This is a genomic window from Streptomyces beigongshangae (genome assembly GCF_019710745.1).
GTDB lineage: Bacteria > Actinomycetota > Actinomycetes > Streptomycetales > Streptomycetaceae > Streptomyces > Streptomyces beigongshangae.
This window is the reverse complement of the sequence record NZ_JAHKJW010000054.1, coordinates 24,952-37,266: the sequence shown is the minus strand read 5'-3', so window position 1 is coordinate 37,266 and position 12,315 is coordinate 24,952. Positions and strand designations below refer to the sequence as shown.

Sequence of the window (12,315 nt, the reverse complement as noted above, 5' to 3'; positions counted from 1 at the left end):
CCGTCCGACCGGTACTGTCCCGGGGTCCCCGACCGCGTGTACACGTGCGGTTCCCCAGGATGTCCGCCACGGGTGGCCGCCCGCGCCGGCCGGTCGGCCCCGTCGGCCCGCCGGGCCGTGTCAGTCGCCGTCGGCGGAGCCGAGGACGAGGGTGACCTTCCGTTCCCTGCCGTCGCGCTCCAGCGTCAGCTCCAGCCGGTCGCCGGGCCGGTGCGCCCGCGTCTTGACGATGAGCTCCTCGCCGGAGCGCACGCGCTGTCCGTCGATCTCGGTGATGACGTCGCCGGCCCTGATCCCGGCCCGTGCGCCCGGACCGCCCCGGTTGACCGGCGGGCCGCCGTCGTCGCCCTCGGTGCCGACCCGGGCGCCGTCGCCGCCGTAGTCCATGTCCAGCGTCACGCCGATCACCGGGTGGGTCGCCCTGCCGGTGTTGATCAGCTCCTCGGCGACGCGCTTGCCCTGGTTGATGGGGATGGCGAAGCCGAGGCCGATCGAGCCGGACTGAGCGCCCTCCAGGTCGGAGCCGCTGTCCGCGGAGCGGATGGCGCTGTTGATCCCGATGACGCGGGCCTCGGAGTCGACCAGGGGGCCGCCGGAGTTGCCGGGGTTTATCGGGGCGTCCGTCTGCAGCGCGTCCACGTACGAGATGTCGCTGCCGTCGCCCTTCTCGCCGCCCGCCGTGATCGGGCGCTCCTTGGCGCTGATGATCCCGGCCGTGACGGTGTTCTCCAGGTCGAAGGGGGCGCCGATGGCGACCACGGGATCACCGACCTCGACGTTGTCGGAGTTGCCGAGCGAGAGGGGCCTGAGGCCGCTGACACCGGTGACCTTGACCACGGCGAGGTCGTAGCCGCTGTCGTGCCCCACGATCTCGGCCTCGGCGGTCTCGCCGCCGCTGAAGGTCACGGATATCTCGCCACCGCCGTCCGCCGGGTCGACGACGTGGTTGTTGGTGAGGATGTGGCCGCGCCGGTCGAGCACGAAACCCGTACCGGTGCCCTGCTCGTCCGAACCGTTCACGTGCAGGGTCACCACGCTCGGCAGCGCGCTGGCCGCGATACCGGCCACGCTGTCCGGCGCCCGGTCCCTGGCCTCGGCATCGGCCTGCGGGAGCCGGACGTCGTCGATGCCCCCGTTGCGCTCCAGATAGGCGCCCACGGCCCCGCCGACACCGCCGGAGACGAGCGCGAGCAGCGCCATGCCGAGGACCAGCGCGCGCCCGGCCCGCCCGCGGCGCCCGCCCGGCGCCTCCGCGGCGGCCCCGTGGTGCTGGAGGGGCGCGGCGGCCCAGGGGTCGTAGTTCCGCCAGGGGTCATGGGTGGCCGCCCCGTGACCGGCGGACGGCCCCGGACCGAGCCCTCCGTGCACCTGCTGGGGCTGCTGGGGCTGCTGGGGCTGCTGGGGCTGCTGGGGCTGCTGGGCGAGTGTGAGGGGGGCGGCCGTCCCGGGGCCCGCTTCCGCGTGTACGTCCTGGAGCGGTGCCGCGGTCCCCGTCGCCGTACCGTGCGCGGGAGTCGTCCCGGGGTGCTGCACCGGCGGCGCGGGCGCGTAGGGACCGGGCCCGCCGTACGGCGGCGTGCTGTAGGGGTCCGGGTCGTGCAGGGGGGTGGGCCGCTCACCGGAAGCGGGCCCGGCAGCGGACGCGGACGCGCCGACCCCACCGCCCACGTCGTCCGAGGCCCGCCCGGCGGTCAGGTCGGCGGTCAGGTCGGCGGTGGCGCCGGTACCCGCCCCCGTGGGCTTCTCCAGTGGGAAGTCGCCGTCCGCGCCGCCCCCGCCCCCGTGGAACCCACTCGTGCCGTCCTGGCCGGGGACCGGGTCCGCCGGAGCGGCATCCGGTGCGTGGGTCCGTGGCCGGCTCCACCACGCCGGCTTCGTGGGCTTCCCCTCGTCCATGCTCTCCCCACACCTGACCCGCGGCACCGCCCATCGGCGGTCGCCGCGGTTCGTCGACCTCCGCGCCCGGATCCCTGCGGCGGGCGCGGCCCATCCCTGGATTCAACCAGGTTCGCGGGCCGGCGCGCAGAGGGCCGGTTCAGCCGGAGGGGGAAGGCGCGGGTGAGACGGACGGGACGGCCGACCGGAGAACCGGGGGGACCGCCGACAGGACGGACACCTCCAGCTCCGCACCGGACGATCCCCTGGTCGGCTTGACCGGCGGGGCCGGGGTGAACGGACGTATCAGGGGGGACATGGCCGCCGCACCCACCACCATGGGCGTGGTCAGCGCGTGCAGCGAGCCCTTGCTCCGCTCGGCGGGCGGCGGCACGGGCGCACCGGAGACCGGGACGCCGGACGCCGGGACGCCGGGCAGCAGGGGCGCGGACATCCCGGTCTGCGCGCCCCCCTCACCGCCGAAGGAGCGCTGGCCCTGGGCGACCAGGGGCGCGACGGACCGGCGGCGCTGTGTGTCGGAGCCCGTCGCACCGCTCGTGCTCGACGTGCGCACCGGGGTCACGTTGCTTCCCGAGCCCGAGCCGCCCCGTGCGTCGGTGGTGTCGGTCGGCATGCCCGCCGACACCCCGCCGAGCGCGATCGCGGCGAGCGAGACGGCACCGGCCGCGGCGGCGGCGAAGCGCAGCCCCCGGGAGGCGGACCGCTCGGTCTCGCGCCGGCCCATCTCGTGGATGCGGAATCCGCGCTGCTCCGAGGGCAGCACGGCCGCGTGGGTGTCCGAGGGCGGATAACCGAAGGAGTCCGGCCTCATGTCGAAGACGCCGGACGCCCCGAAGGTCCCCCGGCCCAGTCGCGGACTGTCGCCGTCCGGGTCGTCCCCTCCGGGAAGCCCCTGCAGTCTGGCCAGGAAGCTCTCGGACGGAGGCGGCGGGGCGGCCTCCGCGAACACGTTCTTCAGCCGTCGCTGCTCGTCGGCCTCCGACTTGCATTTCGCGCAGGTGGCGAGGTGGGCCAGGACACGCTCACGCGCCTCGTGGCCGAGTTCGCCGTCCACGAGGGCGGAGAGCCGGTCGCCGAGGTGCTGCTCGGCAAGGGGCCCGTCGACAGGATTCAGCCGTGGTTGGCTCACGCGCTCGCACCTCCCCCTCCCAGAGCGGGCACTCCGGTGACCGCGAAACCGCGGCGCTCGGCACGGGCCTCGGGCGAACGGTGGGCGAGCGCCTTGCGCAGCTGGGAGCGGCCGCGGTGGATCCGGCTGCGGACCGTGCCGAGCTTGACGCCCAGCGTCGCGGCGATCTCCTCGTACGAGAGCCCTTCGATGTCGCAGAGGACGACCGCCGCGCGGAACTCCGGCGCGAGCGTGTCGAGGGCCTGCTGGACGTCCGCGTCGAAGTGCGTGTCGTTGAAGACCTGCTGCGGGGAGGGCTCACGGCTGGGCAGGCGCTCGGCCGCGTCGTCGCCGAGGGCGTCGAAGCGGATGCGCTGCTTGCGGCGGACCATGTCCAGGAAGAGGTTCGTGGTGATGCGGTGCAGCCAGCCCTCGAAGGTGCCGGGCGTGTAGGTCGACAAGGAGCGGAAGACCCGGACGAAGACTTCCTGGGTCAGGTCCTCGGCGTCGTGCTGGTTGCCCGTCAGGCGGTAGGCGAGCCGGTACACCCGGCCGCTGTGCGTGCTGACGATCTCCTCCCAGGTGGGCGGAGTCCACGCCTGCGAATCCGCGTCGGACGTGAAGGTCGCTGTCTGCGCGGAGTCGGCAGTGTGGGAACGGTCAGCAGTGTTGTTCACAGATTTCGGCTCACCCACCGGCCTGAGCAGGCGCCGAAGCACCCCTCCCCGGTCCACGGGTACAGCCGCACCTCCCCTGTCGGCTCTGGTGGTGTCCAGTGGAGCACCTACCATAGCCACCTCGCCCGTTAGCTCCGGATAAGCGGTTTTACGAGAAATTGATACGCGCTCATACGGCTGCATCAGCACTTGCTCCGCGTCCAGATCCATCCGCCGCCCCCGTGTGGTTCCCCGTCCGTTCCCCGCACTCTCCAAACGCCTGGTCCCATCTGCGGGTTCCCGGCGGCAACGGATACAGTCACGCCCAGGCAACCACGGGGACAGGAGAGGGCCATTACCGGCAACCGGCTGACGAGCTGGGCGTTCGCCGACGCCTTCGTCCCCGAGGACGAGGCGCTGCACTGGGCCCGGGAGCGGGCCCGGGAAGCAGGGCTGCGCTCGGTGTCGCCCGGCACGGGCGCCGCGTTGTGCCTGCTCGCCGCGACCGTGGACGCCAAGGCGGTCGCGGAGATCGGTACCGGAACCGGAGTCTCCGGAATTCATCTGCTGCACGGGATGCGGCCGGACGGCGTACTGACGACCGTCGATCCGGAACCGGAGCACCAGCAGTTCGCCCGTCAGGCCTTCCGCGCGTCCGGCTTCGCCAGCAACCGGGCCCGCTTCATCCCGGGCCGCGCGCTGGACGTCCTCCCCAGACTCGCGGACGCGGGGTACGACCTCGTCTTCTGCGACGGCGACCGGCTGGAATCCCTCGACTACCTCGCTGAATCGTTGCGCCTGCTGCGGCCGGGCGGGCTCGTCGCCTTCGAGGGCGTGTTCGCGAACGGACGGACGGTGGAGTCGGGCCCGCAGCCCACGGAGGTGCTGCGGCTGCGCGAGCTGCTGCGCGCGATCCGCGAGAGCCAGGAGCTGGTGCCCTCCCTGCTGCCCGTCGGCGACGGCCTGCTGTGCGCGGTCAAGCGCTGATCCGCCCTTCCCCGAACGAGCGCATGAACGGCACCGGCCCGCGTGGACGCCCGCATCGCCGGGCCCCGGCGGCGCGGGGGCACGTCGGCCGCCCCCCTCCTGGGACACCACTGCCCCGGCATCGCGTTGATGCCGGGGCAGTGGAGAGGTATGGTCGCGTTCCGCGTCAGCCGACGACCTTCTTGAGGGCGTCGCCGAGCGCGTCGGCCTCGTCGGGGGTCAGCTCGACGACGAGCCGACCGCCGCCTTCGAGCGGAACGCGCATGACGATGCCCCGCCCCTCCTTGGTCACCTCGAGCGGGCCATCGCCCGTCCGCGGCTTCATGGCCGCCATGCTCGTTCCCCTTCCTGAAACCAGCTCATCGTCGCCGACGGCCCCCATTGAAGGGCACGCATCCTGCGTCGGACGCGCGTCACCGGCATCGAACACATTGCTTCCAAGCCATTATCCCGCATCTCAGGACCCGATGACCAACATCGGTCGGCATCGCTTACGCAACGCGCTTGAGCAAAACCACCCAATTCGGTGGTGTGACTGCGATACTGCGCCACTGCATGGACTTTCGGACAGCGGAATTCTTTGACGCAGGTCACATGTACGAACTCCGCCGCCCTCCATGATCTCCGCCATGCTGTCCTCTGAAGCCGCGTACCGACGGGTACGACGAAGCCGCGACACCGGAGGGGACCATCATGGCCGACACCGTGCTCTACGAGGTGAGCGACGGACTCGCGACGATCACGCTGAACCGCCCCGAGGCGATGAACGCGATGAACACCGAGGCCAAGGTCGCCCTCCGGGAGGCGGCGCGGGCGGCCGCGGCGGACGACTCCGTACGGGCGGTGCTGCTGACCGCGGCCGGCGACCGGGCGTTCTGCGTGGGCCAGGACCTCAAGGAGCACGTCGGCGGGCTCATGGCGGCGCGCGGGCCGGACTCGGGCGAGGGCGTCATGAGCACGGTCCAGGAGCACTACAACCCGATCGTACGGGCCCTGACCGGGGCGGCGAAGCCGGTGGTGGCCGCGGTCAACGGTGTCGCGGCCGGCGCGGGGTTCGGGTTCGCGCTCGCCGCGGACTACCGCATCGTCGCCGACACGGCCGCCTTCAACACGTCGTTCGCCGGGGTCGCGCTCACCGCCGACTCGGGGATCTCGTGGACGCTGCCGCGGGTCGTCGGGCCCTCGCGCGCCGCCGACCTGCTGCTCTTCCCGCGCAGCATCACCGCGCGGGAGGCGTACGAGCTGGGGATCGCCAACCGGATCGTGCCCGCGGCCGAGCTGGCCGCCGAGGCCGTGCGGCTGGCCCGCGGGCTGGCCGAGGGGCCGACCCTGGCGTACGCCGCGCTCAAGGAGTCCCTCGCCTTCGGGATCTCGCACTCGCTGGAGGAGACCCTGGAGAAGGAGGACGAGCTGCAGACCCGGGCCGGGTCCTCCGAGGACCACCTGATCGCCGTGCGGGCGTTCGTCGACAAGGAGAAGCCGGAGTACCTCGGGCGGTAGCCGCTCCGCCGGAGCCGCCGGGCCGGGCGGGCCCGGCCCGGCGGCTCCGGGACGGATCGGGTCGAGTCGGGTCGAATCGGATCGTGCCGGTCCGTGAGGGCTGGGCGCGCGGTTCCCCGCGCCCCTCAGGGGGCGGTCGTCCTGGACGTGCAGTCCGTCAGGTGGTCGTTCACCAGGCCGCACGCCTGCATCAGGGCGTAGGCCGTCGTGGGGCCCACGAAGCGGATGCCCTCCTTCTTGAGGGCCTTGGAGAGGGCCGTGGACCCGTCGGTGACCGCCGGGACCTCGGCGAGGGTCCGCGGGGCGGGCCGGCCGGCCGGGTCCGGGGCGTACGACCAGATCAGCCGGTCCAGGTCGCCCGGGGCCCAGCCGGCCAGTACGCGCGCGTTGGCGACCGTCGCCTCGATCTTGGCGCGGTTGCGGATGATGCCCGGATCGGCGAGGAGGCGCTCCTTGTCGGCGTCCGTGAACTCCGCGACGTCGGCGATCCTGAAGTGCGCGAAGGCGGCGCGGAAGCCTTCGCGGCGGCGCAGGATCGTGATCCAGGACAGGCCCGACTGGAATGCCTCCAGGCACAGCCGCTCGTACAGCGCGTCGTCGCCGTGGACCGGGCGCCCCCACTCCTCGTCGTGGTAGGCCGTGTAGTCGTCGGCCGACAGGGCCCAGGGGCAGCGCAGCGCCCCGTCGGCGCCCTTCAGGGCGTCGCTCACCGGTGATCCCCCTCCGCGGGTTTCTGCAGGGAGGTGGCCGCGGTCGAGCGCGCTCCGGCCAGCGCGGCCTCCAGGTCGGCGATCCGGGCGTCCCGCTCGGCGAGTTCGGCGCCGACGCGGTCCAGCGCGTCGTCCACGTCCGCCATGCGGTAGCCGCGCAGGGCCAGCGGGAAGCGCAGCGCCCCCAGGTCCCCGCTGTGCAGGGGGCGGTCCGGGGGCAGGGGGTCCCGCAGCCGCTCCGGCGCCACCTCGGGCAGGACGGCGCTGTCACCGCCTCCGACCACGGAGAGGGTCACCGCGCCGACCACGACGACGAGGGCGACGACCAGGAACAGGAACATGAACATCTGTGAGGTCCCCACGCTCTGATGCCGACGCGGGGCGCGCCGGCACGGAAAGTGTCAGGCCCCGATCGTGCCATGTGCCCGCGACCGTTAGGGTCGCAGGCGGCGGAACGGCGACATCCGCCGCCGTCTACCGGGAAAGGCCACAGGGGATGCTCAGGCTGGGCAGGCGCGAGTTCGGCGCGCACGAGCCGGTGATCATGGCGATCGTGAACCGGACCCCGGACTCCTTCTACGACCAGGGGGCCACCTTCCGCGACGAGCCCGCGCTCGCACGCGTGGAGCAGGCGGTGTCCGAGGGGGCCGCCATCATCGACATCGGCGGGGTCAAGGCCGGGCCCGGCGAGGAGGTGACCGCCGAGGAGGAGGCGCGGCGGACCGTCGGGTTCGTCGCCGAGGTGCGGCGCCGCTTCCCCGACGTGGTCATCAGCGTCGACACCTGGCGGCACGAGGTGGGCGAGGCGGTGTGCGAGGCGGGCGCGGACCTGCTGAACGACGCCTGGGGCGGGGTCGACCCGCTCCTCGCCGAGGTCGCCGCGCGGTACGGGGCGGGGATCGTGTGCACGCACGCGGGCGGCACGCAGCCGCGTACGCGCCCGCACCGCATCGCCTACGACGACGTCGTGGCCGACATCCTGCGGGTGACGCTGGGGCTGGCCGAGCGGGCCGTCTCGCTCGGCGTGCCGCGGGAGTCCGTGCTCATCGATCCCGGGCACGACTTCGGGAAGAACACGCGGCACAGCCTGGAGGCCACGCGGCGGCTCGGGGAGATGGTCGGGACCGGGTGGCCCGTGCTGGTGTCGCTGTCCAACAAGGACTTCGTGGGCGAGACGCTCGACCGGCCGGTCAAGGAGCGGGTGGTGGGGACGCTGGCGACGACCGCGGTGTCCGCGTGGCTGGGGGCGCAGGTGTACCGGGTGCACGAGGTCGCCGAGACGCGGCAGGTGCTGGACATGGTGGCGTCCATCGCGGGGCACCGGCCGCCGGCGGTCGCCCGGCGGGGGCTGGCGTAGGACTCCCTCCGCCCCCGGCCAGGTCTTCCGCCCCGGACGGGTCTTCCGCCCCCGGACGGGCCGGGGAACCGGCCCGCCCGGCGTTCGAGGAGCCGGTGGGCCCTACCGTCCCGCCTCCTTCGACACCAGCGCCACCGCCTCGTCCACGTCGTCCGTGAGGTGGAACAGGAGCAGGTCCTTCTCCGCTGCCTTGCCCTGGGCGATCAGGGTGTTCTTGAGCCAGTCGACCAGACCGCCCCAGTACTCCGTGCCGAAGAGCACGATCGGGAAGCGGGTCACCTTCTGGGTCTGGACGAGCGTGAGGGCCTCGAAGAGCTCGTCGAGGGTGCCGAGGCCGCCCGGCAGCACCACGAACCCCTGCGCGTACTTGACGAACATCATCTTGCGCACGAAGAAGTAGCGGAAGTTGAGGCCGATGTCGACGTAGGGGTTGAGCCCCTGCTCGAAGGGCAGCTCGATGCCGAGGCCGACGGAGATGCCCTTCGCCTCGCAGGCGCCCTTGTTGGCGGCCTCCATGGCCCCCGGGCCACCGCCGGTGATCACCGCGAAGCCCGCCTCGACCAGACCGCGGCCGAGCGCGACCCCGGCCTCGTACTCGGCGGAGCCCGCCGGTGTGCGCGCCGAACCGAAGACGCTGATGGCGGGCGGGAGTTCGGCGAGCGTGCCGAAGCCCTCGATGAACTCCGACTGGATGCGCAGCACGCGCCAGGGGTCGGTGTGCACCCAGTCCGTCGGAGCGCGCTCGTCCAGCAGCCGCTGGTCCGTCGTGCTCCGCTGCACCTGTTCCCGCCTGCGCAGCACGGGGCCCAGCCGCTTCTCCTCCGGTGGCTGCGTGCTGCCCTCGGGGTTGCCGGTAGCCATGTCCGCTCCCTCCGCTTGGCGATCGTTCCACCTCAGCGTAGATCGGCGGAGGTGAAGGAGGGGGGACGCCGGCATGTCCGCCGTGGATCAGGCGGTCAGCCAGGCCCTCAGCCGCTCCTCGCCCGCCAGGATCTTGGCGGTTTCCACCCTTTCGTCCCGCTTGTGCGCCAAGTGCGGATTGCCGGGGCCGTAGTTGACCGCCGGAATGCCGAGCGCGCTGAAGCGGGAGACGTCCGTCCAGCCGTACTTGGGCTGCGGCGTACCCCCGACGGCCTCGATGAAGGCGGCCGCGGCCGGGTGGGACAGACCGGGCAGCGCGGCGCCGCTGTGGTCGTCGACGACGAACTCGTCGACCCCGCAGTCGGCGAAGACCTCGCGGACGTGCGCGAGCGCCTCCTCCCCGCTGCGGTCGGGCGCGTACCGGAAGTTGACGCTCACCACGCACTCGTCGGGGATGACGTTGCCGGCCACCCCGCCGGTGATCCCGACGGCGTTCAGGCCCTCGCGGTACTCCAGTCCGTCGATCACCGGGCGGCGCGGCTCGTAGGCGGCGAGGCGCGCGAGGATCGCGGAGGCGGCGTGGATGGCGTTGGAGCCCATCCAGCCGCGCGCGGAGTGCGCCCGCTCGCCCGTGGTCTTCAGCAGCACCCGCAGGGTCCCCTGACAGCCGCCCTCGACCTGCCCGTCGGAGGGCTCCAGGAGGACCGCGAAGTCGCCCTCCAGCCACTCGGGGCGGGCCTCGGCCACGTGCTTGAGGCCGTTCAGGTCCGCGGCGACCTCTTCGTTGTCGTAGAAGATGAAGGTGAGGTCGCGGTTGGGGGCGGGCACCGTGGCCGCGATCCGCAGCTGCACCGCGACGCCCGACTTCATGTCGCAGGTGCCGCAGCCCCAGAGGACGCCGTCCTCGTCCAGGCGCGAGGGCACGTTGTCCGCGATGGGGACCGTGTCGATGTGGCCGGCCAGCACCACGCGCTCGGCCCGGCCCAGGTCCGTCCGCGCGACGACGTTGTTGCCGTACCGGTCGACCGTGAGGTGGGGCAGGGCGCGCAGGGCGGTCTCGACGGCGTCCGCGAGGGGCTTCTCGGTGCCGCTCTCCGAGGGGAAGTCGACGAGCCGCGCGGTGAGCCGGGCGGCGTCCAGGGTGAGATCGAGCGGGGTGTCGGCCATGCCGACGACCCTAACGCGCCGGTCCGGCCATGGCCCCCGCCGGACCGCCCGGTCTCCGCCGGACCGCGCCGTCCTCCTCCGGGGCCCCACCGCCCCCGTGGAACATCCACAACCCCACGGATCACCGGCCGTACTCTCCAGTACCTTGTACGGGTGCCTGAGCCGTCCCCCACTTCCGCCCCTCGCGCGCGCCGCGGCCGTCTGCTCCGTTTCGGTGCGGCCCTCGTCGTGCTCCTCGGCGTCGCGGGTTACCTCACCGCGCACTACCTGACCGGCGGGACCGGAGTGCCCAAGTGCAGGGTCGTCCCGGGCACGGGCGACGGCGCGTCGTACGAGTTCACGGCGGAGCAGGCGGTGAACGCGGCGACGATCTCGGCGGTCGGCACCAACCGGGGCATGCCCGAGCGGGCCGTCACGATAGCCCTCGCCACGGCGCTCCAGGAGTCCGCCCTGCGCAACATCGACTACGGCGACCGGGACTCGCTGGGGCTCTTCCAGCAGCGGCCCTCGCAGGGCTGGGGCTCCGAGCAGGAGATCATGGACCCGGCGTACGCGGCGGGCGAGTTCTACGAGCACCTGGACAAGGTGGAGGGCTACGCGAGCCTGCCGCTCACCGTCGCCGCGCAGCGCGTCCAGCGCAGCGGCTACCCGGACGCGTACGCCAAGCACGAACCGGACGCGGCGCTCCTGGCGGCGGCCCTCACCGGGCGCGCCGCCGCCACGCTCACCTGCGAGGGCCGCCCGGACGTACGGCCCGGCGGCCCGCAGGCGGTGCGCGCGGCGCTCGTACGGGACTTCGGCCGCGGGGTCCTCCAGGAGACGGGCGCCGCGGTGGCCGCCTCCCCGCCCGCCGCCTCCCCGTCCGCCGGTACCTCGCCCGTCGGCACCCCGTCCGCCGGTTCCTCCGGCGCGCACACGGTGACCGTGCCCGTCCCGGAGACCTCTCCCGACGGGAACGGGAAGGGGAGCGAGGGCGGGAAGCGGCAGCGCGGCTGGGCGCTCGCGCACTGGGCCGTGGCCAACTCCTCCGCGCTGCACGTCAGGCAGGTCTCGTACGCGGGCCGGGTGTGGACCGCCGGGAGCACCCGCAGCGAATGGCGGACCGGCGGCCCGGGCTCCCGTGACACCACGGACGAGGTGCGCATCGTCACCGGTCAGTAGTACGGGCCCTCACCCGTTGGGGGCACTTCCGGCGTGCCGCGTCGAGATCCCGCCCGGGTTTCCCACGAGCCCTCCCCGCAGCCGCGCCGCCGACGGCGCATCCCATGGGAACAAAGGGCTGTGCCCGTACGGCGAAGCGCGCACCCCGGTGCCCTTTGCCCGGTTTTCTCCGCAGCCGATAATGCGACGCGTTACCAACTCTTTACGTCCGGTCACCGCAACCTTCGCGGACTTCGAGCGGTAGTCACTGCGTCCGGGCCCGGAACGATCAGCAGCCGGCCGATCGACGCCCGTCCGACACCCAGTCGGTCAACCACCGGGTTCGGCGCACTGTTTCCTCGCCATCCCTCGTTCTCTTCCGTCAAAGGAGCACCATGTCCCTCTCCCTGACCCGTCGGATCGCCCGTGCCGCGCTGCTCATCGCAGCGGGAGCGGCGCCCGTGGTCGGTGCGGCCGGCTCCGCGAGCGCGGCCGGACTGCCGGCCGCCCCCGACCTCGGCGGCCTGAGCACGCTGGACAACGCGGACAGCACGGCCGAGAACGCCACCCAGAAGGCGGCCGGGCTGGCCGGTACCGCGGGCGGCACCGTCGTGAAGAAGGCCGTACCGGTGGCGGGCGAGACGGGCGGCAAGGCCGTCAAGAAGGCCATGCCGGCCGCGGGCAAGACCGGTGGCAAGGCCGTCAAGAAGGCCGTCAAGGCCGCGACGCCCGTCGCGCAGAAGGCCGCCGGTGACGCCACCGGGACCGCGGGCGACGTGGTCGGTGAAACCGCGGGCTCGGCCGCGGACGGCGGGCTGCCGACCGACAGCGTCGCGAAGGCGAAGGGCGGGCTGCCGACCGAGCAGCTGCCGCTGAAGAAGCTGCCGGTCGGCTAGTCGCCGGGAGGCCGCACGCCGAGGGGGTCCGGGGAAG

Annotated in this window: 13 protein-coding genes; 5 read left to right on the top strand and 8 right to left on the bottom strand. The window is 73.3% G+C overall.

Features of this window, described 5'->3' with window-relative positions:
• Positions 1-120 precede the first annotated feature (120 nt).
• From KM933_RS31000 to sigE, 3 genes are all read right to left on the bottom strand, one after another.
• On the bottom strand, positions 121-1,896 hold the full coding sequence (locus KM933_RS31000; protein ID WP_221358350.1) for a S1C family serine protease: 1,776 nt from the start codon (positions 1,894-1,896) through the stop codon (positions 121-123).
• A gap of 139 nt (positions 1,897-2,035) precedes the next feature.
• Positions 2,036-3,025 carry an anti-sigma factor family protein gene (locus KM933_RS30995; RefSeq protein ID WP_221358348.1) on the bottom strand — a complete coding sequence of 330 codons (990 nt, stop codon included), beginning with the start codon at positions 3,023-3,025 and terminating at the stop codon, positions 2,036-2,038.
• Positions 3,022-3,723: an RNA polymerase sigma factor SigE gene (gene sigE / locus KM933_RS30990; RefSeq protein WP_221358345.1), complete on the bottom strand. Its 702-nt coding sequence runs from the start codon at positions 3,721-3,723 to the stop codon at positions 3,022-3,024. Before sigE ends, KM933_RS30995 begins: the two co-directional genes overlap by 4 nt.
• 225 nt (positions 3,724-3,948) lie before the next feature.
• Here sigE and KM933_RS30985 point away from each other — a divergent pair, with 225 nt between their 5' ends.
• A complete protein-coding gene (locus tag KM933_RS30985) occupies positions 3,949-4,647 on the top strand; it encodes an O-methyltransferase (RefSeq protein ID WP_308013600.1) in 699 nt (232 codons plus the stop codon).
• Between the two features lie 166 nt (positions 4,648-4,813).
• Here KM933_RS30985 and KM933_RS30980 read toward each other — a convergent pair whose 3' ends face one another.
• Positions 4,814-4,981: a DUF3117 domain-containing protein gene (locus KM933_RS30980; protein WP_003966491.1), complete on the bottom strand. Its 168-nt coding sequence runs from the start codon at positions 4,979-4,981 to the stop codon at positions 4,814-4,816.
• A gap of 359 nt (positions 4,982-5,340) precedes the next feature.
• Between KM933_RS30980 and chcB the strand changes: the two genes are divergently transcribed.
• Positions 5,341-6,147 (top strand): 2-cyclohexenylcarbonyl CoA isomerase, encoded by an 807-nt coding sequence (gene chcB / locus KM933_RS30975; protein ID WP_221358343.1) that lies wholly within the window; start codon positions 5,341-5,343, stop codon positions 6,145-6,147.
• 125 nt (positions 6,148-6,272) lie between these two features.
• Here chcB and KM933_RS30970 read toward each other — a convergent pair whose 3' ends face one another.
• Together KM933_RS30970 and KM933_RS30965 are read right to left on the bottom strand one after the other, a co-directional pair.
• Complete coding sequence (locus KM933_RS30970) at positions 6,273-6,857, bottom strand: DNA-3-methyladenine glycosylase I (RefSeq protein WP_221358342.1); 585 nt, start codon at positions 6,855-6,857, stop codon at positions 6,273-6,275.
• Entirely contained in the window at positions 6,854-7,204 is a 351-nt protein-coding gene (locus tag KM933_RS30965) for a DivIVA domain-containing protein (protein ID WP_221358381.1), read from the bottom strand. Before KM933_RS30965 ends, KM933_RS30970 begins: the two co-directional genes overlap by 4 nt.
• Before the next feature lie 149 nt (positions 7,205-7,353).
• On the opposite strand from KM933_RS30965, the gene folP reads away from it, so the two are divergent.
• Entirely contained in the window at positions 7,354-8,214 is an 861-nt protein-coding gene (gene folP, locus KM933_RS30960; RefSeq protein ID WP_221358341.1) for a dihydropteroate synthase, read from the top strand.
• 102 nt (positions 8,215-8,316) lie between these two features.
• Here the strand turns inward: folP and KM933_RS30955 are convergent, their stop codons facing one another.
• Together KM933_RS30955 and dapE are read right to left on the bottom strand one after the other, a co-directional pair.
• On the bottom strand, positions 8,317-9,075 hold the full coding sequence (locus KM933_RS30955) for an LOG family protein (RefSeq protein ID WP_221358340.1): 759 nt from the start codon (positions 9,073-9,075) through the stop codon (positions 8,317-8,319).
• A gap of 87 nt (positions 9,076-9,162) precedes the next feature.
• Positions 9,163-10,242: a succinyl-diaminopimelate desuccinylase gene (gene dapE, locus KM933_RS30950; RefSeq protein ID WP_221358339.1), complete on the bottom strand. Its 1,080-nt coding sequence runs from the start codon at positions 10,240-10,242 to the stop codon at positions 9,163-9,165.
• A 153-nt stretch (positions 10,243-10,395) separates the two neighbouring features.
• Between dapE and KM933_RS30945 the strand changes: the two genes are divergently transcribed.
• Together KM933_RS30945 and KM933_RS30940 are read left to right on the top strand one after the other, a co-directional pair.
• Positions 10,396-11,403, top strand: coding sequence for a VldE C-terminal domain-containing protein (locus tag KM933_RS30945; RefSeq protein ID WP_221358338.1), 1,008 nt, complete (start codon positions 10,396-10,398; stop codon positions 11,401-11,403).
• Between the two features lie 374 nt (positions 11,404-11,777).
• Positions 11,778-12,278, top strand: a complete 501-nt coding sequence (locus tag KM933_RS30940; protein ID WP_221358337.1) for an ATP-binding protein — start codon at positions 11,778-11,780, stop codon at positions 12,276-12,278.
• Positions 12,279-12,315 lie beyond the last annotated feature (37 nt).

Coding starts and splice junctions, on each gene's coding strand:
- folP (WP_221358341.1), top strand. CDS start 7,354: ATGCTCAGGCTGGGCAGGCGCGAGTTCGGCGCGCACGAGCCGGTGATC.
- KM933_RS30940 (WP_221358337.1), top strand. CDS start 11,778: ATGTCCCTCTCCCTGACCCGTCGGATCGCCCGTGCCGCGCTGCTCATC.
- chcB (WP_221358343.1), top strand. CDS start 5,341: ATGGCCGACACCGTGCTCTACGAGGTGAGCGACGGACTCGCGACGATC.
- KM933_RS30980 (WP_003966491.1), bottom strand. CDS start 4,981: ATGGCGGCCATGAAGCCGCGGACGGGCGATGGCCCGCTCGAGGTGACC.
- KM933_RS31000 (WP_221358350.1), bottom strand. CDS start 1,896: ATGGACGAGGGGAAGCCCACGAAGCCGGCGTGGTGGAGCCGGCCACGG.
- dapE (WP_221358339.1), bottom strand. CDS start 10,242: ATGGCCGACACCCCGCTCGATCTCACCCTGGACGCCGCCCGGCTCACC.
- KM933_RS30955 (WP_221358340.1), bottom strand. CDS start 9,075: ATGGCTACCGGCAACCCCGAGGGCAGCACGCAGCCACCGGAGGAGAAG.
- KM933_RS30965 (WP_221358381.1), bottom strand. CDS start 7,204: ATGTTCATGTTCCTGTTCCTGGTCGTCGCCCTCGTCGTCGTGGTCGGC.